Source organism: Novosphingobium kaempferiae (assembly GCF_021227995.1).
GTDB classification, from domain to species: domain Bacteria; phylum Pseudomonadota; class Alphaproteobacteria; order Sphingomonadales; family Sphingomonadaceae; genus Novosphingobium; species Novosphingobium kaempferiae.
Map to the genome: position 1 here is coordinate 1,471,826 of NZ_CP089301.1, position 19,928 is coordinate 1,491,753.

A 19,928-nucleotide genomic window follows, 5' to 3' on the forward strand; every position below is an offset into this window, starting at 1 on the left:
GCCTTACTGGTTGGTGTCACCGCGCAGGCGCAGCGCGATGTTGGTGACGATGCGCGTGGCGATGTCCTTGGACATGTTCTCCAGCGCGGTCTGTTCGGCCGCAATCGTCGCATAGTCGGAAGAAACCACGTCGATGCCCGCGTCGGACCCGGCGGTCTGGTCGAGCACGACCTCGCCGCTGCCCGCGTCGACAAGCTGATAGCGGGCGCGAAGCGTCCGACGCTCACGGCCCACGGTATCGTCCGATAGCAGCGCGAAGCTTTCCAGCTTGTCGTCGAGACGCACATCCAGCCGGTATTTCGGCGCAACACCCTTGGCACCGGAAACACCGAGTTCGTCGACCAGCGCATTGCGCACCAGCCACCCGGCGCGGCCCTCGATCGCGGAGACCTGCACGCCGGCGAGGCCTTGCGCGACGGCGGCATTGCCGCCGCCCGCATACATCGGCTGCAACCCGCATCCGGCGAGCAGCAACGCTCCGCAAAGGGCCACCAAGACCTTCATGCGACGAGATTTACCAGCCGGTCAGGCACGACGATCACCTTGCGCACTTCAGCACCATCAAGCGCACGCTGCACCTTCTCGCTGGCAAGGGCAAGCGCCTCAAGTTCTTCCTTGGACGTGCCCTTGGCCACGGTGAGGGTGTCGCGCAGCTTGCCCTTGACCTGGATCGCAACGGTGACCTCGTCATCCACCAGCAGCGCCGGATCGACTTCGGGCCACAGCGCATCGGCGACGAGGCCATCTCCAAATGCCGACCATGCCTCTTCGGCAAGGTGCGGCATCATCGGCGCTATCAGCAGCAACACGGTGCGGATCGCGGCGGTGCGGCTGGCCGAAGGTGCGGCCTTCTCGACTGCGCCGGTCAGTTCGTAGATGCGCGCCACGGCCTTGTTGAAGCCAAGCGATTCGATGTCGGACGCAACCGCCGCGATGGTCTGGTGGACCTTGCGATCGAGCGCCTTGTCCTCACCCGCAGCTGCGCCGTCGAACTGGGCGAAGAGCCTCCACAGGCGCTGGACGAAGCGGCCACAGCCCTCGATCCCGGCCTCGGACCACGGCAGGTCGCGCTCGGGCGGGCTGTCGGACAGCATGAACCAACGGATCGCATCGGCGCCGTAAGTCGCAACGATCTCGTCGGGATCGACGACGTTCTTCTTCGACTTCGACATCTTGATGACGCGGCCGATCTCCACCGGAGCGCCATCGGCCTTCAGCTTCGCAGTCTCCGCACCGCGCTCGATCTCGCTCGGCGCGAAGTAGACCGGCTGGCCATTGGCGTCGTTGATGCGGAAGTAGGTCTCATGCGTGACCATGCCCTGCGTGAACAGGCTGCCGAACGGCTCCTTGACCTCGATCTTGCCGATGCGGGCAAGCGCGCGGGTCCAGAAGCGGGCGTAGAGCAGGTGCAGGATCGCGTGCTCGATGCCGCCGATGTACTGCTCGACCGGCAGCCACTCGGCGATCTTCGCCGGGTCGAACGGACGATCGTCAGGCTGGCTGGCGAAGCGCAGGAAGTACCACGAGCTATCCACGAACGTATCGAGGGTATCGGTCTCACGACGGGCAGGCTTGCCGCACTGCGGGCAGTCGACGTGCTTCCAGGTCGGGTGGCGCACTAGCGGGTTGCCCGGCGTCTGGAAATCGACGTCCTCGGGCAGCGTCACCGGCAGGTGCTTCTTGGGCACCGGCACCACGCCGCAGATCTCGCAGTGGATGAACGGGATCGGCGTGCCCCAGTAGCGCTGGCGCGAGACGCCCCAGTCGCGCAGGCGCCACACCGTCTTGCCTTCGCCCCAGTCTTCGCCTTCGGCGCGACCGATGACGGCGGCCTTGGCCTCCGCCACGGAAAGCCCGTCGATGAAGCCGGAGTTGACGAGCACACCGTCACCCGCCTCGGCCTCGTCGCCGAAGGGCTTGTCGGCATCTTCGGCGCTGGCGGCGACGACGCGCGTGATCGGCAGGCCGTACTTGGTCGCGAACTCGAAGTCGCGCTGGTCGTGACCGGGAACGGCCATGATCGCGCCGGTGCCGTAGTCCATCAGCACGAAGTTGGCGATGTACACCGGCAGGTCCGCACCGGTGAACGGGTGCTTCGCGGTGATCCCGGTGTCGAAGCCCAGCTTCTCCGCCGTCTCCAGTTCGGCCGCCGTAGTGCCGCCCTGCTTGCACAGCGCGATGAAATCCTCGACCTCGGGACGACCGACGGCAACGCCTTGCGCGATCGGGTGATCGGCGGCAACGGCCACGAAGCTTGCGCCGAAGATCGTGTCCGGACGCGTCGTGTAGACGTCCACCGAACCGCTGGTCGAAAGCTGGAAGCTGAACTGCAGGCCCTGCGACTTGCCGATCCAGTTCTCCTGCATCGTGCGGACCTTCTCGGGCCACTTGTCGAGCGTGGAGAGGCCCTCCAGCAGTTCCTCGGCAAAATCGGTGATCTTGAGGAACCATTGGGAGAGCTTGCGCTTCTCCACCAGCGCGCCCGAGCGCCAGCCGCGTCCGTCGATCACCTGCTCGTTCGCGAGCACGGTCTGGTCGACCGGATCCCAGTTGACCGCCGATTCCTTGCGGTAGACGAGGCCGTTTTCGTACAGATCGATGAACAGCGCCTGCTCGTGACCGTAGTATTCCGGCTCGCAGGTCGCGACCTCGCGGCTCCAGTCGAGCGCGAAGCCGAGGCGCTTCAACTGCGCCTTCATGTTCGCGATGTTCTCACGCGTCCAGCCGCCGGGGTGGACGCCCTTTTCCATCGCCGCGTTCTCGGCAGGCATGCCGAAGGCGTCCCAGCCCATCGGATGCAGGACTTCGAAGCCCTTCATCCGCTTGTAGCGCGCCAGCACGTCACCCATCGTGTAGTTGCGGACATGGCCGATGTGGATGCGGCCCGAGGGGTACGGGAACATCTCCAGCACGTAGCTGCGTGGCTTGGTGGAAGTGTCGTCGGCGCGGAAGCTCTGCGCTTCGTCCCACGCAGCCTGCCAGCGCGTGTCCGCCTGTGCGGGATCGAACCGCTCGGTCATGTCTTCAAGGTCTCCTGCGGGCGCTCAGGCCCGCGTTAAAAATCAGCCGCCGATGGAATCGCGACGCAGGTCGCGGGCGCGGGTGAGGATGATGTCTTCGAGCTTCTGCACGGTCGCCGCCTGCACCGGAGCCGCGACCCAGCCGCCACCCTGCTGCACTTCGCGCACGGCGGTGACGCGCAGCGCGTCGGCGCGCAGATCCTGGTCGAGGATCGCGATCGAGACCTTCACGCGCTCGGTCGGGGTCTTGGGGTTCACGTACCAGTCGGTGATGATGACGCCGCCGGCGCTGTCCGACTGGAGCAGCGGCATGAACGAGACCGAATCGAGGCTCGCGCGCCACAGGTAGCTGTTCACGCCGATGGTGGTTACCTGCGAGGGCGCCAAGGCCGTCTGCTGGCGCTTCCGGCCGCCGCCGCATCCGGCCAGGGCGAGCGCCGCCACGGCGCAGATACCTGCGGTGGTCAGAGTGCGCACGGTGAGAAGGCCGGTCTTGGTGCTGCCTGTCATGTTCGTTCCTAGTGCTCTTGCTCGTGGCTCCATCGGGGCGGAGCCGAACCCTGTCGCAAAACGCCTCTATAGCTGCCGGTGGGCCAGCGGCAAGTGCGCCTTTGCCTTGCCCGTGTGCCAAGCAGGGCGTCCCTGAGCGGACACTGAACGACACCTAGCGTGTACCAAGCGTCCTTTGCGCCGTGCTCAGGGCATGTTAATCTCACCGGACGATCATGCTGGATGCAACGGACTTCGAGTCCGCAAGGCACGATCGACGATGAGCAACAGGGTCTTGTGATGAGTATCGAGCGGGGAGCCGTGACACGGGGGGGCATGAAGGGAAGTCTGCTGCTGGCAGGCTGCGTCATGCTGCTCGCGCTGCCGAGCGCGGTGCTCGCCTTCTCCACCGACTTCGGCGGACATTCGACAACCGCGAACGACGGCCAGATCGATTCGCTCGCACCTGAGGCCACGCAGGAAAATCTCTCGCGCGCGATCTCGATGCGCTCGCTCGCCAAGGGGGAACTGTTTCCCTTTACCCCCGCAGGCACGCCCAACCGGCAGGACCGTGCGGTAACGGTCGCGGTGCGCGTCGATCCCGAGGCGGCGCAGGCGATCATCGTCCATGGCCGCGCGCCGATGGCGCAGGCGGTTCAGGATCCCGGACGCCTGCGCATCGCGCCGACGGCGTTCAACCTTGGCGTGTCGCGCGGCTACCAGAACTTCGCGCAGAACCTCGTCCCGCAGGCACCGAGCCGACCGATGGCCGAACTGCCCGACCTCAAGCGCTTCAGCCTCTCCCCCGGCCCCTCCAAGGGCGAGGAACCGCGCCTGACACCGCGCATCTCGATCGACGAGAAGAAGGTTTCGGGCCGCGCCCCGCGCACGTTCGCGATGGACGGCGGCGAAGTCGAACTCGGCGGCGCCTATCGCGTGACCGACAATCTCGATGTCACGGCGGGCGTGCGCTATTCGCAGGAGCGCGAACGCCTCGTACCGCTGACCGACGGCAAGCAGGACAGCCAGGCCGTCTACGTGGGCACCCAGTTCAAGTTCTGAATCGGGCAACCGTGGTTGCTAATTCTGCAACCAGTCACCGCGCGTTTAAGTCAATAGTCGGCCTTGCCGCCGTCATAAACCTTCCATAGCCTTGCGTTCGGTGGATGCTCACGAACGAAAGGCTAAAGGTATGGCGCGCGTTGCAATAGTCACCGGGGGAACCCGGGGTATCGGCGAGGCTGTCTCTCTCGCACTCAAGGAACGCGGTCACACCGTCGTTGCGAATTACGCCGGTAATGATGAAAAGGCCGCGGCCTTCACCGAGCGGACCGGCATTCCCGCCTACAAGTGGGACGTGGGCGATTTCGAGGCGACGCAGGAAAGCTGCGAGCGCATCGCTGCCGAAGTCGGCCCGATCGACATCGTCATCAACAACGCGGGCATCACCCGCGACGGCGTGCTCCACAAGATGAGCTTCGATGACTGGAACGACGTCATGCGCGTCAACCTCGGCGGCTGCTTCAACACCGCCAAGGCGACGTTCTCGGGTATGCGTGAGCGTGGCTGGGGCCGCATCGTCAACATCGGCTCGATCAACGGCCAGGCCGGCCAGTACGGCCAGGTGAACTACGCGGCGGCCAAGAGCGGCATCCACGGCTTCACCAAGGCGCTGGCGCAGGAAGGCGCCAAGTACGGCGTCACCGTCAACGCGATCGCGCCGGGCTACATCGACACCGACATGGTCGCCGCCGTGCCGCCGCCGGTGCTGGAGAAGATCGTCGCCAAGATCCCGGTCGGCCGCCTCGGCAGCGCCTACGAGATCGCGCGCGGCTGCGCGTTCCTCTGCTCGGAGAACGCCGCGTTCGTGACCGGCTCGACGCTGAGCATCAACGGCGGCCAGCACATGTACTGATGACGGCTGGCGCGTGGCGGCCTGCCGCCACGCGCCGCTCCATCACCCGGGAAGAGCCTCAGGCGCCCTCGGGAAGCACGGCGTCGAGCCCCGTCTCCGCCAGTTCCACATGCCGTTCCGGTCGCGTGATCGCCAGCCAGAAGGCGAGTTCGAGGGCGCGCCCGATTTTCCCCTTCGACAGATAGTGTTGCACCACCTGCCCGAACGGCAGCGGGGAGCACCCCTCCATGGCGATGCGATAGCGGCGCATCTCCGCCCGCAATTCCGCGCACCCCGCCTTGCTGCGGCACCCGCGCAGCAGCCGCTTGACGATCTTGGCGAATTCCCGCGACACGAACCGCGCGACGACGCAGGACGTCTCCGGCCCGGCATGAGGCACCGCCCGGCCCAGCGCACCGCCGAAACCGCACAGCGCACGCGCCATGTCGTCGTTGGTGCGCCGGTCGAACCCGGCGCACGCCCTGTTCAGCCGCGCCATGATGCTGCCCGGCCGTGCGCGATAGCCGACCCACGGCTCGGCGGCATAGTAGAAGCTCTCCGCCCTAAGCAGCAGCCAGGGCACGGTGGCGACATCCTCGAAGCATGCACCCTCGGGAAAGCGGATCGCGCCGTCGAACAGGTCGCGCCGCCACACGCGCGACCAGAGGTGCAGCCTGCGCCGGATGAAGGTGCCCGCGACGAGCGTCTCGGTGCAGCGGGCCAGTCGGCGCTCCGGTCCACGGAAGGTCGGATAGCGCCCTTCCCCCTCGCGCACGTAGTCGCAGATGACCACATCGGGCCGCTCCGCCTCGACGATCGCACGCAGCGCATCGACCGCGCCGGGCAGCAGCACGTCATCGGAATCGACGAACCAGACGTAGCGCCCGCGCGCCGCATCGATCAGGCCGTTGCGCGTCGCCGATATCCCGCGGTTCTCCGCATGGCCGAGCAGGCGCGCGAACGATCCGCGATCCGCGATCAGGGCGCGCGCCAGATCGCCCGAGCCATCGGTCGAAGCGTCGTCCAGCAGGACGAGTTCGATGCCGGAATCGCCCCCGATCTGCGTCAGGATCGAGCGCAGGCAATCTTCAAGGAAAGGCCGCACGTTGTAGACCGGCACCAGCAGGCTCAGCCAGGGCTGCCCCGTGATTCCCGTGTCCCGTTCGAACCCGTTTCCATCGGCTTCGTCACCGATGGCAATGTCTGTTTCGAGTACCATAGTCCCCGCGCCGGGCGCCCCCCGCTCGCTGTGGAACATCCACTCAAATCAGAAGTGCAGCATGGGCTTCATGGCAAATTCGAAGTGCCATGCAATTAACTGCGACGTTAAATTTCGTTCATGTCGCTGCCGGTCCGGACCGGATTTCGGCGGCGCATATCCAAAAAAGGGCCGCGGTTTCCCGCGACCCCTTTTCGTAAGCCGAAGCTCTGGAAACGCTTAGCGCTTCGAGAACTGGAAGCTGCGGCGTGCCTTGGCGCGGCCGTACTTCTTACGCTCGACGACGCGCGGGTCGCGGGTAAGGAAGCCGGCGGCCTTGACGTGCGCGCGCAGGGCGGGCTCGTACTTGGCGAGAGCCTGGGCGATGCCGTGCTTCACGGCGCCAGCCTGGCCCGACAGACCGCCGCCCTTGACGGTGGCGATCACGTCGTACTGGTCTTCACGACCGGCGACCTGGAAGGTCTGGTTGATGACCAGACGCAGGGTCGGACGCGCGAAGTAGACTTCCTGGTCGCGACCGTTGATCACGATCTTGCCCGAGCCGGGCTTGATCCACACGCGAGCGACGGCGTCCTTGCGGCGGCCGGTGGCGTAAGCGCGGCCCTGCGCGTCGATCTGCTGCTCGCGGAGCGGAGCGTTCGAGACGGGAGCGACGAAGGTGTCTTCACCCGCTGCCACGTTGCCGGCGATGTCCGCGAGGTCGGACAGGCTCTGCACGGTTTCGTTGTCGGACATTATGCGCCCACCTTGTTCTTGCGGTTCATCGAAGCGACGTCGAGCGCTTCGGGCTGGGTGCCACCGTGCGGGTGCTCGGTGCCGGCGTAGACGTGCAGGGCGCGCATCTGGTCACGGCCGAGCGGGCCGCGCGGGATCATGCGCTCGACAGCCTTCTCGAGCACGCGCTCGGGGAAGCGACCGGCGAGAACCTTGTCCGCGGTGACTTCCTTGATGCCGCCGGCGTAGCCGGTGTGCTTGTAGTAGGTCTGCTGCTTGAGCTTGTTGCCCGTGAAGCGAACCTTCTCCGCGTTGATGATGACGACGTGGTCGCCGCAATCGACGTGCGGGGTGAAGCTCGGCTTGTGCTTGCCGCGCAGCAGGTCCGCGACGATGACGGCCAGACGGCCTACCACCAGGTTTTCGGCATCGATCAGATGCCACTTCTTCTCCACCTCGGCCGGCTTGATCGACCGGGTGACCTTCGTGAGCGCCTTCATGGCTGGTCTATCCCTATATTCGAGCGCCAGCCACGGGAGCGAATCCCCTGATAGCGCGGAAGGCGGCCAAATCGTCGAAACCGCCGCTCAAGTCAAGCAGACTGCGGGATTGCAGAGAGGTAAAATAATACCGTCAGATTATCCGCGACGTCCGAGCGCATGCGCGCCCCACACCGTCGCCGCGACGAGCAGCGCGCCGCAGAGCTGGTGCGCGACCGCGATCCACAGCGTCACGCCAGACCATACGGTGAATATGCCGAGCAGCACCTGCGTCCCGAAGGCGGCATGCACCGCGACCGAGACCAGCCGCTCGTGCCGCGCCTTGAGACGGCGGCCCATCACGACCAGCACAGCGACGATGGCCCATGCCCACCAGCGATGGATGAAGTGCGTGAGGTAGGGGTCGTTGACCAGCGCCGAGAGCGCCCCGCGCGCCCACTCGACGCCTTCGGGGAAGAAGCTGCCCTGCATCAGCGGCCAGGCATCCCAGCTCCACCAGCCCGCGCCCGCGACGTAGCCCGCGCGCAAGCCTGCGACCATCGCGCCCATGAACAGTTGCAATGTCAGCATGCCCAGCGCCAGCGCGCCGAAGCCGGTCAGCCGCGCGCGCTGCTCGCCCCGCTCCATCGCCTTGAGGTCGAGCGCGGTCCAGACCAGCCCGCCCAGCGTGAACAAAGCCACCAACAGGTGCGCAGCAAGGCGGAAGTGGCTCACCCGGTCGAGCGCCTCGGCGCTCAGGCCCGAGGACACCATCCACCAGCCGACCACGCCCTGCAGACCGCCCAGAGCCAGCAGCGCAAGAAGGCGGGGCTTGTAGCCGCCGGGGATCGTGCGCTTGTACCAGAACCACGCCAGCGGCACCGCGAAGACGAGGCCGATGGTCCGCGCCAGCAGGCGGTGGAACCATTCCCAGAAGTAGATGAACTTGTACTGCGCCAGCGTCATCCCCGCCGGGCCGTTGACGTCGAGGTACTGCGGGATCTGCTTGTAGCGGTCGAACTCGGCCTGCCACTGCGCGTCGGTCAGCGGCGGGATGGCGCCGGTCAGCGGCTTCCACTGCGTGATCGAGAGGCCCGATTCGGTGAGCCGGGTGATCCCGCCCACGGCCACGATCAGCACCACCAGCACCGCCACCGTCAGCAGCCATCGCACCATCGGGGCGATATCGTCACTCGTCCCGATGATCGGGCGGCCGTCGTTCACTCTCATGCGTCTGCTTCTTCCGTCATGACCGCGTTCCCTGCGATTTCATGGCCGGTAACGCAAGGGCAACATCGACCGGGCGTGCTTTCATCGAGTCCTGCCCTTGCCCGGCATCGCTGCAAGACAAATTTGCAGGAAGGGGGGTTGAACGATGTTACAACGTTACATACATGGCCTCGCATGCGTACTGCCCTACTCGCGATTCGAAACCGCCTCGACCGTGCCGGAATCATCCTGAGCGGGCTCTGCGCGGTGCATTGCGTGCTCGGCGTCGTCCTCGTCGGGATTCTCGGAATCGGCGGCGAAGCGCTGCTCTCGCCCGACATCCACCGTATCGGCCTGGCGCTGGCGCTGGTCGTCGGCATCATCTCGCTTGGCTTCGGCATGCTGCGCCACGGCCGCGTCGCCCCGCTCGCCATCGGCGCCTCGGGCCTGACGCTGATGGGCATCGCGCTCTTCGTCGGCCACGGCATCGAGGAGACGGTGCTGACCATCGCCGGTGTCGGCCTCGTTGCCTACGCACACATTCGGAACTTGCACGGAGCCTGTTGAGCGCCTGTTTGCAAATCCGCCATGGGCGGATTTGGCGGCACCAGCCCACGCCCCCACCCGGCCGCCCACTAGTGTACCCTTGATGGGCGGCCGGGTGGGGGCGTGGGCTGGTGCCGCTGCTAAAATGACCGAATGGGCATTTCACAAACGGAATCTCGGCGCTATTCCGCAGCCATGGCTGCCGAAATCCTGCTCACCGTCAATGGCGAACCGCGCCGCATCGCCGCCGGTTCCAGCATCGCCGACCTCGTCGCCCAGATCGGGCTCGACCCGAAGAAGGTCGCGGTCGAGCACAATGCCGAGATCGCGCCGCGCTCGACGCTGGCCGACGTCCCGCTCTCCGACGGCGACGTGCTGGAGATCGTCCACTTCGTCGGCGGCGGCTGAGATAGCCGCCCTCCCCGCCCTGTTCTGATTTCCGCTCCCGAAAGGACGCGCCTTGACCGATTTCCCTGCCGACACCTGGACCGTTGCCGGTCGCACCTTCAACTCGCGCCTGATCGTGGGCACCGGCAAGTACAAGGACTTCGCGCAGAATGCCGCCGCCGTCGAAGCGAGCGGCGCGGAAATCGTCACCGTGGCGGTGCGCCGCGTCAACGTATCGGACCCCAAGGCCCCGATGCTGACCGACTTCATCGACCCGAAGAAGATCACCTACCTGCCCAACACCGCGGGCTGCTTCACGGCAGAGGACGCCATCCGCACCCTGCGCCTGGCGCGCGAGGCGGGCGGCTGGGATCTGGTGAAGCTGGAAGTGCTGGGCGAGGCGCGCACGCTCTACCCCGACATGCGCGAGACGCTGAAGGCGACCGAGATCCTCGCCAACGAAGGCTTCCTGCCGATGGTCTACTGCGTGGACGATCCGATCGCGGCGAAGCAGCTTGAGGAAGCGGGCGCCGTCGCGGTCATGCCGCTGGGCGCTCCGATCGGCTCGGGCCTCGGCATCCAGAACAAGGTGACGGTGCGCCTCATCGTCGAGGGCGCCAAGGTGCCGGTGCTGGTCGACGCGGGCGTCGGCACCGCTTCGGAAGCTGCCGTGGCGATGGAACTGGGCTGCGACGGCGTGCTGATGAACACCGCCATCGCCGAAGCCAAGGATCCCGTCCGCATGGCCCGCGCGATGAAACTCGCGGTCGAAGGCGGCCGCCACGCCTACCTTGCCGGACGCATGGGCCAGCGTCGCTATGCCGACCCGTCGAGCCCCCTCGCCGGACTTATTTGATCGTTAATGTCCCGAAACGGGATGGGCTTCGATTCCTTTCCCGTTTCTCGCGGGAATCCGAGTGAACAAACGTTTGCACGGTAAACTATCCAGAAAAGATGTTCGTGGTTAAATTCGACTCGTGACGGGGATCGTCCCCGCCACGATCGGGACCACGAAGATGACCCAGTCAGGCACCGCAACTCTGACCATCAGCGAACTGCGCGAATTCGCCAGCTTCACGTCGAGCGAACAGCGCTACATCCGCCGCAGCCTCGATATCGGGCTCGGCCGCCAGGATGCCTTCAAGCTCTGGGCGCGCGACGAGGATGAGCAGGTGTCGATCCGCCGCCAGTACGACGCTTATCGCGACCTGAAGGCGCTCCGCCAGACGCGGCCCGACGAGTACGACTTCGACGGCGTGGACGCTTTCATGGGCAAGCTGGTGCGCATGGCCGCCTTCGATCTGGCGCAGGAGCGGGTGACCAGCTTCTCGGCCTTCCGGTTCCTCTACGAACGCCTCCTCGGCGGCTGGGCACGTCCATGGCTGCCCGCCGCGTTCTGCGGTGCGGCCGCGCTGCCGCAGATCCGTCCGGACCGCCGCCGCACGCTGCTGCACTCGATCAGCGAAGCCGCCGCCACCGCACCCGGCTGGTCCGACCGGGAGCCCAGCTTCTATCCCGAGTTCATCGAGAAGGAAGCGGCCTGAGTTGTCGTCGTCCCGGACTTGATCCGGGACGACGATGGGCGGATCAGGCCGGAACCGTGACCGGCTCCGCCACCTGAACCACCGCCCCGTCGCGCGCCTTGGCGACAAGGTTATGGACATAATCCACCTTGGCGACGATCGCGTCGGAGAGGTGGAAGGGATAGAGGTCGGGCTGGCCCATCGAGCGGTTGATCGCGTTCATCGCGAAGGACAGCGGCCCCATCGTCTCGGCCAGCGCACGGGTGTCGGCGGTGTAGGGGTTGAAGTCCAGCTCCACTTCCAGCCCCGCCTCGTCGCCCGGCAATGCCGCCAGTGACAGGTCGAAACCGCCCGCCGTCGCCACCACGTCGACGATGTGGAGGTAGTGCGCGAACGTCTCCGCGAAGTCCTCCCACGGGTGTGACGTGGCATAGAAGCTGACGAAATCGTCGGTCCAGACCTTCGAACCGTCGTCGTCGTAGTGCGCCTGCAGCGCCTGCTGGTAGTCGATCCGCTCGTCCCCGAAGACGGCGCGGAACGCTTCGAGTTCCGCCGGGTCGGTCTCAACCAGCCGCGACCAGTAGTGATGGCCCACTTCGTGCCGGAAATGGCCGAGCAGCGTGCGATAGGGCTCGCCCATGGCGTGACGTGCCCTCTCACGCTCGGCATCGTCAGCTTCGATCAGGTTGAGCGTGATGACGCCGCCGTCGTGACCGGTGTAGATTTGCGGACTGCCCGCCTGCTCGGCGGCAGCATCGTAGAGGAAATCGAAGGCCAGGCCCTGCGTTCCCGGCCCTTCTTCGGCCTTGGTCTCCAGCGGCAGGCCCAGCTTCATCAGGGTGTGGAACAGGCGGCGCTTGGCCGCCTCGATCTTGCCCCAGCGCGGCGGGACGGAAGGCTCGGACAAGTCCGGGATCGTGCGATTGTGGCGGCAGGCGCGGCACATCGGCGTGGTGTCGTCGCTCGCCACCAGCCAGTTGCAGATCTGGTAGTCGTTGTTGTTGGCGCAGACGACGACCTCGGCCACCTCGCCCCCGGAGTCGCGCCACACCGTGGCGTCGTCGGCAAGGAAGCGGAAGCCGTCGATCGCCGGGTCGTAACCCAGCGTCGCGTTGCAGCCGGGGCAGACCCGGACCTCGAAGTGATTGAGACGGCGGCAGTTGGGGCAGGGAAAGGCACGCATGGGCGCACTCGCTTACGTTGACGTTCGGCGGGTCAACGCAGGAGTGCGCGCTGCGTTTCCCTAGACGCGATAAAGTGCGTCGAGCCGCGCCCCGTACCGCTCCTTCAGCTTGTGGCGACGGATCTTGAGGCTGGGTGTCATTTCCTCGTTCTCGATGGAGAACGGCTCGTCGGCGAAAGTGAACTGGCGCACCTTCTCGATCACCGAGAGGTCGGCGTTGACCCGGTCGATGGCGCTACGGATCGCGGCACGGAAGACGGGCAAGTCCTGCAAGGCGCGGAAATTGAAGTTCTCGCCGTTGTCGCGCGCCCATTGCAGCGCCCAGTCGGCGTCAGGCACGATCAGGCCGACGATGTAGGGCCGCCGGTCACCCGAAACCATGGCCTGCGCGATCTCCGGCTGGAGCGTCAGCATGGACTCGACCTTCTGCGGAGAGACGTTGTCGCCCTTGTCGTTTACGATCATGTCCTTCTTGCGGTCGGTGATGGCGATGCGCCCGCGCACGTCGATGTGGCCGATGTCGCCCGTGTGGAGCCAATCATCCTTGAGGACGTTGGCCGTCGCCGCCTCGTTCTGCCAGTACCCCGACATGACCAGTTCGCCGCGCACGAGAATCTCGCCGTCGTCCGCGATCTTGACCTCGACCCCGCGCAGCGCCGGGCCGACGGTGTCGAACTTCACGCCCGCCGCAGGGCGGTTGCAGCTGATGATCGGCCCGGCCTCGGTCTGGCCGTAGCCCTGCAGCAGCGTCAGCCCCATCGCGTCGAAGAACACGCCGATCTCGGGGTTGAGCGGCGCGCCGCCCGAGACCAGCGCCTTTATCCGTCCGCCGAACCGAGCGCGGATCTTGGGGCGCAGGGTGCGCTCGATCAGGATGTCGAGCGGGTAGTCGATGAGGCCTCGCTTGCCGTTGAGACGGCGCAGGCCGCCGCCGATGGCCCAGTCCATCAGCCGGTTGGCGACCGCGCCCTGCTTCTCGATCTGCTTCATGATGCGCGTGCGCAGCACTTCGAACAGACGCGGGACGACGACCATCACGGTCGGGCGCACTTCCTCGATGTTGGCGGCGAGCTTCTCCAGCCCTTCCGAATAGTAGATCTGCCCGCCCAGCCCGATCGGCAGCAACTGCCCGCCGGTATGCTCGTAGGCGTGGCTGAGCGGCAGGAACGAGAGGAAGATCTCGCGCTTGTCCGGGCCCTGGTCCCAGCCGAAATCCTGCTCGATGATCTGCGCCGCACCCGCCACGTTGGACAGCAGCATGCCGTGATGCTGGCGCACCCCGCGCGGGGCTCCGCCGGTGCCGCTGGTGTAGATGATGCAGGCAAGGTCGGCCCGCCCGACCCCGGCCATCCGCTGCTCGACGGCGGTGCGCGCGGCGACGGCATCGCCTTCGAGCAGTTCCTCCCACATGTGCGTCTCGTAGGCCCCGCCCTGCATCGGCACGAGCGGCTCCATACCGATCACATGACGGCACATGTCGGTCTGGACGATGGCGGGCAGCAGCGCCTTGCCCAGCTTCGCGGTCGAGACGATCGCGGCGCGCGCGCCCGAGTTCTCGAGGATGTGGATGTGATCGCGGGTGGTGTTGGTGGTGTAGGTGGGCACCGTGACGCAGCCCGCCGCCATGATGGCAAGGTCGGCAAGGCACCACTCGGGCCGGTTCTCCGAGACGATCAGCACCCGCTCGCCGTCGCGCAGACCCAGCCGGCGCAGCGATGCGGCGAGCAGGCAGACGCGACGCGCCGCCTCGGCCCAGCTGATCGCGTGCCACTGCCCATCGCGCTTGGCCCAGAGCATCGGCGCCTCGCCCAGCGCATCGGCGCGGGCGAGGAACAGCGAGACGACATTGGCGCTGCGGTCGAAGTCTTCGATTTCCATGGCGGCCCCGTATTCCCTCTCGGCTTGTCTTGTCGAACGTCTAGGCGGCGTGGCAGGTTGCCACAAGGTCACTGCGATACCGCGACACCCTCGGTCCGCGGATCGCCCGAGCCAACCAGCCTGCCGTCCACGACGAGCACGGCATTGGTCTTGAGCGGCATCTGGCTTGCCCTGACGGACGTATGGCCGAGCGCCTGCAGCGCCGGGATCATGGCCTCCAGTTTGGTGCCCTGCTCCACGGTGATCGTATCGCCCGGCGCGAAGATCACCGGCTGCGCCAGCGCCTGATCGACCGGCAGCTTCCAGTCGAGCACGCCGACGAGCGCACGGATCACCTGCACCGGAATGGTCGCCCCGCCCGCCGCGCCGACGACGAACAGCAGCTTGCCGTCGGGTCCGTAGACGATGGTCGGCGCCATCGAACTGCGCGGTCGCTTGCCGCCCTCCACCCGGTTGGCGACGACGGCGCCGTCCTTCTCGGGCGCGAAGCTGAAATCGGTCAGTTCGTTGTTGAGGTAGAACCCGCCGACCATGACGCCCGACCCGAACGCGCTCTCGATGGTCGATGTCCACGAAGCGACGTCGCCCTGCCGGTCCACCACGACGAAGTGCGAAGTGCCGTTCTCGACATAGTGCCTGCCCGCCGACAGCTTCGGCGCAGGCAAGCCCGCCGTGACCTTCTCCATCGTGCGCTCGGCCGAGATCAGCGCGCCGCGACGGTGGAGGTAAGCGGGATCGAGCAACGCCGCGACCGGCACCTTCACGAAGTCCGGATCGGCGAGGAACAGGTCGCGGTCGGCATAGGCCAGGCGCTCGGACTCGGCGATGAGATGCCAGGAAACCGGAGAATCAGGCCCCAGCCTGGCCAGATCGAAGCCTTCGAGCTGGATCAGCGTCGCCAGCACCGTCGTCGCGCCGGAGGATGGCGGCCCCATGCTGCAAATCCGATAGACGCGGTACTTGCCGCAAGTGCTCGGCCGTTCCTTGGCCACGAAGGTGGCGATGTCCTCCTCCGTCATCCGGCCATCGGAAGGCGTCTCGGCGGCGACTTTCGAGGCGATCTCATGGGCGAGTTCGCCCTTGTAGAAGCCGTCAGCTCCCTTGGCGGCGAGCATTTCCAGTGTACCCGCCAGCGCCGGGTTGCGGATCGTCGTGCCCACCGGCAGCGGCTTGCCGTCGGCGCCGTAGTAGATCGTGTGCGCCTCGGCATCGTGCGCGCCGGTATCGGGCTGACGGCTCAGCGACTGGAAGCCGCGCGGCGAGAGCGCGAAGCCCTCACGTGCAAGGTGGATGGCGGGCTGAAACAGGTCCGCCCACGGCAGGCGGCCATGCTCGGCGTGAATCTTCGCGGCGAGCGCGATGTTGCCCGGAACGCCGACGCTGCGTCCGCCGATCACGGCAGTCCGAAACGACAGCGGCTGGCCCGAGGCATCGAGGAACCGGGCGGGCGTCGCCGCCTTGGGCGCGGTCTCGCGCCCGTCCCACGATTCGACCTCGCCCTTCGCATTGCCCAGCATCAGGAAGCCGCCGCCGCCGATGCCCGAGCTTTGCGGCTCGACCACGGTGAGCGCCAGCATCGTCGCGATAGCGGCATCTGCGGCGCTGCCGCCCCGGCGCAGGATCGAGGCCCCCGCTTCCGCCGCGCGCGGATCGGCAGCGCTGACCATACCCGCATCGAAGAGGCTGGGCTCCGTCGTTGCGACAGCGGCAGCAGTCGGCGGCGACGCGGGCAGCGTCGCGCAACCGGACAGGATGAAGGACAGGGGGGCGAGCGAGGCGGCGAGCCTCAGGAGCGACTTTCCGGACATTGCGGAAAGGCTTATTCGCTTCCAACCGCCTCCGCAATCGATGCGAAGCCATCGCGGCGCATCAGTTCGAGCAGCCCCTTGTTGATGGCCTTGGCGATGCCCGGCCCTTCGTAGACCATCGCGCTGTAAAGCTGGACGAGGCTCGCCCCCGCACGGATGCGCGCCCAGGCGTCCGCCGCATTGGCGATGCCGCCGACCCCGACCAGCGGCACCGCACCGCCGGTCGCCTTGCGGAAATCACGCAGGCGCTGCTGCGCAAGGTCGCGCAGGGGTGCGCCGGAAAGGCCGCCGGTCTCGCCTTTGTGCGCCGAAGCCAGCGGCGGGCGCGAGATCGTGGTGTTGGAGACGATCAGCGCGCCCAGCCCCTTGTCGATTGCGATCCGCGCGATGGCGTCGATGTCCGCCGGTTCGAGATCGGGCGCGACCTTGAGAAACACCGGCGGGCGTCGTCCCGTACCACACGCCGCGTCACGCGCCTCGATCACCGCGTCGAGCAGGCCGGTCAGCGCCGATTCGTCCTGAAGGGCGCGCAGACCCGGCGTGTTCGGGCTGGAGATGTTGACGGCAAGGTAGCTTGCGAGAGGCGCCATCAGCTTCGCCATGATCGCATAGTCGTTGACGCGGTCGGTCGAATCCTTGTTCGCGCCGATGTTGATGCCGACGAGGCCGGGCCGCGATACGCGCGCTTCCAGCCGGTCGACCGCCGCCTGCGCGCCGCCGTTGTTGAAACCCATGCGGTTGATGACCGCGCGGTCCTCGACCAGCCGGAACAGGCGCGGCTGCGGGTTGCCCGCCTGCGGCAGCGGGGTGATCGAGCCGACTTCGGCGAAGCCGAAGCCCTGTCCCAGCAGCGCGTCGGGCACTTCGCCGTCCTTGTCGAAGCCCGCGGCCATGCCGACCGGGTTGGGGAACGCGATGCCCGCCACTTCGGCGGCAAGCGCCGGATCGGAACGCGGCGCACGGCCGGTTCCGCCCAACTTCAATGCCTTGAGCGCAAGGCCATGGGCCTTCTCGGCCTCGATTCGGAAAAGGGCGGGTCGGATCAGGGAATAGAGCACGCAGGCCGCATAACGCCCCAGGGAGTGTTGCTCAAACGCTTCTTGTTGCTGCGGTGCGAGATGAAAAAGACCGTTAGCCGTGGGGGAACGCCGGTTCCACCTGCGAACGTGTCGCGTTTATACAATAAATCGCCCGGACCGGAGCATACACGACTCATGCGACCCGAAGGGCTCGTAGCGGGATGCGCTCGAGTTCTTTATCACCTACGGCGGTTCTCGATTGCGATCGGGAACCGCCTTTTTTCATGGGCTTCGCCATATAGGCTCCCACAGCCCCGCTAATACGCAAGCCTTTTTCCTTATCTTGCGTAACTTTTGCGACGAGCTATGGCGCGCGAGCGATCAGCGGAATTGCGTGCGAAACCCCCATTGAATCTGTGGGCGCGCTGCACTAGGTGCAAATCCGAAAGAATTGGTCCGATTTAAGCACAGGATTCGGAAAAGCCCGCAATGCGCCTGTCGAGCATGACAGATTACGCCGTCGTCATCATGTCCGCTGCAGCGCGGCATTGTGGGACGTGCTCGCTCATCGAGCAGGCCGGCGGCAAGCGTGCGCGTATTTCCGCCGCCCAGCTCGCCGAGGAAACCGGCCTGCCCGCTCCCACCGTGCAGAAGCTGGTGAGCAAGCTGTCGGCGGCAGGCCTCATGCGCTCATCGCGCGGGGTCGGCGGCGGCCTGCGCCTCGCCCGTCCCCCGGCGACGATTTCGCTTGCGGATATCGTCGAGGCGGTCGAAGGGCCGATCGCGCTGACCGCCTGCATCGACCGCGTGAAGAGCGACTGCACGCTGGAGTCCTGCTGCAACGTCAAAGGCCACTGGCCGCAAGTCAATGCGGCCGTGCGCGGAGCGCTCGCCCAGGTGGCGCTGACCCAGCTCGTCGAGGAAGTTTGAGATGACCGAAGAAACCCTCCCCATCGCGCCCGAACGCGATCAGGCCGCGCGCGAGGCAGCTGCCCGCGTAGCCGAGTACGAGCACGGCTGGGTCGCCGACATCGAGCAGGAATACGGTCCCAAGGGCCTGTCCGAAGACACCATCCGCTTCATCTCGGCCAAGAAGGACGAGCCCGAGTGGATGCTCGACTGGCGCCTGAAGGCTTACGCGAAGTGGCTGGAGATGACTCCGCCGGACTGGGCGAAGCTCGATGTCCCGCCGATCGACTATCAGGAAGCCTACTACTGGGCCGCGCCCAAGAAGAAGGACGGCCCGGCCAGCCTTGACGAAGTCGATCCCGAAATCCTGCGCGTCTACGAAAAGCTGGGCATTCCGCTGGAGGAGCAGAAAGTGCTCGCCGGCGTCGAGGGCGCACGCAAGGTCGCGGTGGACGCGGTGTTCGATTCGGTTTCGGTCGCCACCACCTTCCGCAAGGAACTGGAGCAGGCGGGCGTCATCTTCCGCTCGATCTCCGAGGCGATCCGCGAATTCCCCGAACTGGTGAAGAAGTGGCTGGGCCGCGTGGTGCCGGTTCACGACAACTACTTCGCGGCGCTGAACTGCGCGGTCTTCTCGGACGGCACCTTCGTCTACATCCCCGAAGGCGTGCGCTGCCCGATGGAATTGAGCACCTATTTCCGTATAAATGCGGAGAATACGGGCCAGTTCGAACGCACCCTCATCATCGCCGAAAAGGGCAGCTACGTCTCCTATCTGGAGGGCTGCACCGCGCCGCAGCGCGACGAGAACCAGCTTCACGCAGCAGTCGTCGAACTGGTCGCGCTGGAGGATGCGGAGATCAAGTACTCCACCGTCCAGAACTGGTATCCCGGCGACGCCAACGGCAAGGGCGGCATCTACAACTTCGTCACCAAGCGCGGGCTGTGCCAGGGCGCGCGCTCGAAGATCAGCTGGACCCAGGTCGAGACCGGCTCCGCCGTGACGTGGAAGTATCCCAGCTGCGTCCTCAACGGCGAGGATTCGGTGGGCGAGTTCTACTCGGTGGCCGTCACCAACAACTACCAGCAGGCCGACACCGGCACCAAGATGATCCACAACGGCAAGGGCAGCCGCTCGACGATCATCTCCAAGGGCATTTCGGCAGGCAAGTCGAACAACACCTATCGCGGGCTCGTCCGCGTGGCTGCGGGTGCCGAGGGCGTGCGCAACTTCACCCAGTGCGATTCGCTGCTGCTCGGCAAGGAGTGCGGCGCGCATACGGTGCCCTACATTGAAGTGCGCAATCCCAGCGCGCAGATCGAGCATGAGGCGACCACCAGCAAGATCAGCGACGACCAGCTGTTCTATGCGATGCAGCGCGGTCTCGACACCGAGCAGGCGGTGGCGCTGATCGTCAACGGCTTTGCCAAGGAAGTCCTGCAGCAGCTGCCGATGGAGTTCGCCGTCGAAGCGCAGAAGCTGCTCGGCATCAGCCTGGAGGGTAGCGTCGGATAGTGCGCGACCTCTCGACCCTCCCGCGTCACCCTGAACTTGCTTCAGGGTCCATCGGGCAGTCTGGACCGAAGCGTCGTTTCACCAGCCGCCCGATGGATTTACCGTCCCAAGGCACGGCGCAGGCGGCAAAATTGA

The 19,928-nt window shown here is 66.3% G+C and carries 19 protein-coding genes; 8 read left to right on the forward strand and 11 right to left on the reverse strand.

The window, feature by feature from the left end:
- Nucleotides 1-3 precede the first annotated feature (3 nt).
- From lptE to LO787_RS06785, 3 genes are read right to left on the reverse strand one after another with little or no spacing between them, the layout of a single operon-like run.
- A complete protein-coding gene (gene lptE, locus LO787_RS06775; RefSeq protein WP_232495090.1) occupies nt 4-504 on the reverse strand; it encodes an LPS assembly lipoprotein LptE in 501 nt (166 codons plus the stop codon).
- Nucleotides 501-3,020, reverse strand: a complete 2,520-nt coding sequence (gene leuS / locus LO787_RS06780; RefSeq protein WP_232495091.1) for a leucine--tRNA ligase — start codon at nt 3,018-3,020, stop codon at nt 501-503. The genes lptE and leuS overlap by 4 nt, the downstream gene beginning before the upstream one ends.
- 42 nt (nt 3,021-3,062) lie before the next feature.
- Nucleotides 3,063-3,530 (reverse strand): DUF3576 domain-containing protein, encoded by a 468-nt coding sequence (locus tag LO787_RS06785; protein WP_232495092.1) that lies wholly within the window; start codon nt 3,528-3,530, stop codon nt 3,063-3,065.
- 315 nt (nt 3,531-3,845) lie between these two features.
- On the opposite strand from LO787_RS06785, the gene LO787_RS06790 reads away from it, so the two are divergent.
- Together LO787_RS06790 and phbB are read left to right on the forward strand one after the other, a co-directional pair.
- Nucleotides 3,846-4,571, forward strand: coding sequence for a hypothetical protein (locus LO787_RS06790; RefSeq protein WP_232495093.1), 726 nt, complete (start codon nt 3,846-3,848; stop codon nt 4,569-4,571).
- 130 nt (nt 4,572-4,701) lie between these two features.
- Complete coding sequence (phbB, locus tag LO787_RS06795; protein ID WP_232495094.1) at nt 4,702-5,424, forward strand: acetoacetyl-CoA reductase; 723 nt, start codon at nt 4,702-4,704, stop codon at nt 5,422-5,424.
- Nucleotides 5,425-5,482: 58 nt separating this feature from the next.
- Here the strand turns inward: phbB and LO787_RS06800 are convergent, their stop codons facing one another.
- The 4 genes from LO787_RS06800 to LO787_RS06815 all read right to left on the reverse strand — a co-directional run bounded on the left by LO787_RS06800 (nt 5,483) and on the right by LO787_RS06815 (nt 9,045).
- Nucleotides 5,483-6,622: a glycosyltransferase family 2 protein gene (locus LO787_RS06800; RefSeq protein ID WP_232495095.1), complete on the reverse strand. Its 1,140-nt coding sequence runs from the start codon at nt 6,620-6,622 to the stop codon at nt 5,483-5,485.
- Nucleotides 6,623-6,841: 219 nt separating this feature from the next.
- Entirely contained in the window at nt 6,842-7,357 is a 516-nt protein-coding gene (gene rpsI / locus LO787_RS06805) for a 30S ribosomal protein S9 (protein ID WP_232495096.1), read from the reverse strand.
- Nucleotides 7,357-7,836, reverse strand: coding sequence for a 50S ribosomal protein L13 (gene rplM / locus LO787_RS06810; RefSeq protein WP_232495097.1), 480 nt, complete (start codon nt 7,834-7,836; stop codon nt 7,357-7,359). Before rplM ends, rpsI begins: the two co-directional genes overlap by 1 nt.
- 138 nt (nt 7,837-7,974) lie before the next feature.
- Nucleotides 7,975-9,045, reverse strand: coding sequence for a COX15/CtaA family protein (locus LO787_RS06815; protein WP_232495098.1), 1,071 nt, complete (start codon nt 9,043-9,045; stop codon nt 7,975-7,977).
- A 174-nt stretch (nt 9,046-9,219) separates the two neighbouring features.
- Here LO787_RS06815 and LO787_RS06820 point away from each other — a divergent pair, with 174 nt between their 5' ends.
- From LO787_RS06820 to LO787_RS06835, 4 genes are all read left to right on the forward strand, one after another.
- Nucleotides 9,220-9,591, forward strand: coding sequence for a MerC domain-containing protein (locus LO787_RS06820; protein WP_232495099.1), 372 nt, complete (start codon nt 9,220-9,222; stop codon nt 9,589-9,591).
- A 174-nt stretch (nt 9,592-9,765) separates the two neighbouring features.
- A complete protein-coding gene (gene thiS, locus LO787_RS06825; protein ID WP_232495100.1) occupies nt 9,766-9,978 on the forward strand; it encodes a sulfur carrier protein ThiS in 213 nt (70 codons plus the stop codon).
- Nucleotides 9,979-10,030: 52 nt separating this feature from the next.
- The gene (locus LO787_RS06830) at nt 10,031-10,813 is read left to right on the forward strand and encodes a bifunctional sulfur carrier protein/thiazole synthase protein (protein ID WP_232495101.1); all 783 of its coding nucleotides are present in this window, start codon (nt 10,031-10,033) and stop codon (nt 10,811-10,813) included.
- 160 nt (nt 10,814-10,973) lie between these two features.
- Entirely contained in the window at nt 10,974-11,501 is a 528-nt protein-coding gene (locus tag LO787_RS06835) for a hypothetical protein (RefSeq protein ID WP_232495102.1), read from the forward strand.
- A 43-nt stretch (nt 11,502-11,544) separates the two neighbouring features.
- On the opposite strand, the gene LO787_RS06840 is transcribed toward LO787_RS06835, so the two are convergent.
- From LO787_RS06840 to LO787_RS06855, 4 genes are all read right to left on the reverse strand, one after another.
- The gene (locus LO787_RS06840; RefSeq protein WP_232495103.1) at nt 11,545-12,663 is read right to left on the reverse strand and encodes a zinc-binding metallopeptidase family protein; all 1,119 of its coding nucleotides are present in this window, start codon (nt 12,661-12,663) and stop codon (nt 11,545-11,547) included.
- A gap of 60 nt (nt 12,664-12,723) precedes the next feature.
- Nucleotides 12,724-14,541, reverse strand: a complete 1,818-nt coding sequence (locus LO787_RS06845; RefSeq protein ID WP_232495104.1) for an AMP-dependent synthetase/ligase — start codon at nt 14,539-14,541, stop codon at nt 12,724-12,726.
- 68 nt (nt 14,542-14,609) lie between these two features.
- The gene (gene ggt, locus LO787_RS06850; RefSeq protein WP_232495105.1) at nt 14,610-16,349 is read right to left on the reverse strand and encodes a gamma-glutamyltransferase; all 1,740 of its coding nucleotides are present in this window, start codon (nt 16,347-16,349) and stop codon (nt 14,610-14,612) included.
- An 11-nt stretch (nt 16,350-16,360) separates the two neighbouring features.
- Nucleotides 16,361-17,407: a quinone-dependent dihydroorotate dehydrogenase gene (locus tag LO787_RS06855; protein ID WP_232495106.1), complete on the reverse strand. Its 1,047-nt coding sequence runs from the start codon at nt 17,405-17,407 to the stop codon at nt 16,361-16,363.
- A 450-nt stretch (nt 17,408-17,857) separates the two neighbouring features.
- Between LO787_RS06855 and LO787_RS06860 the strand changes: the two genes are divergently transcribed.
- On the forward strand, nt 17,858-18,298 hold the full coding sequence (locus tag LO787_RS06860; RefSeq protein WP_232495107.1) for an SUF system Fe-S cluster assembly regulator: 441 nt from the start codon (nt 17,858-17,860) through the stop codon (nt 18,296-18,298).
- 1 nt (nt 18,299) lies between these two features.
- Nucleotides 18,300-19,793 carry a Fe-S cluster assembly protein SufB gene (sufB, locus tag LO787_RS06865; RefSeq protein WP_232495108.1) on the forward strand — a complete coding sequence of 498 codons (1,494 nt, stop codon included), beginning with the start codon at nt 18,300-18,302 and terminating at the stop codon, nt 19,791-19,793.
- Nucleotides 19,794-19,928 lie beyond the last annotated feature (135 nt).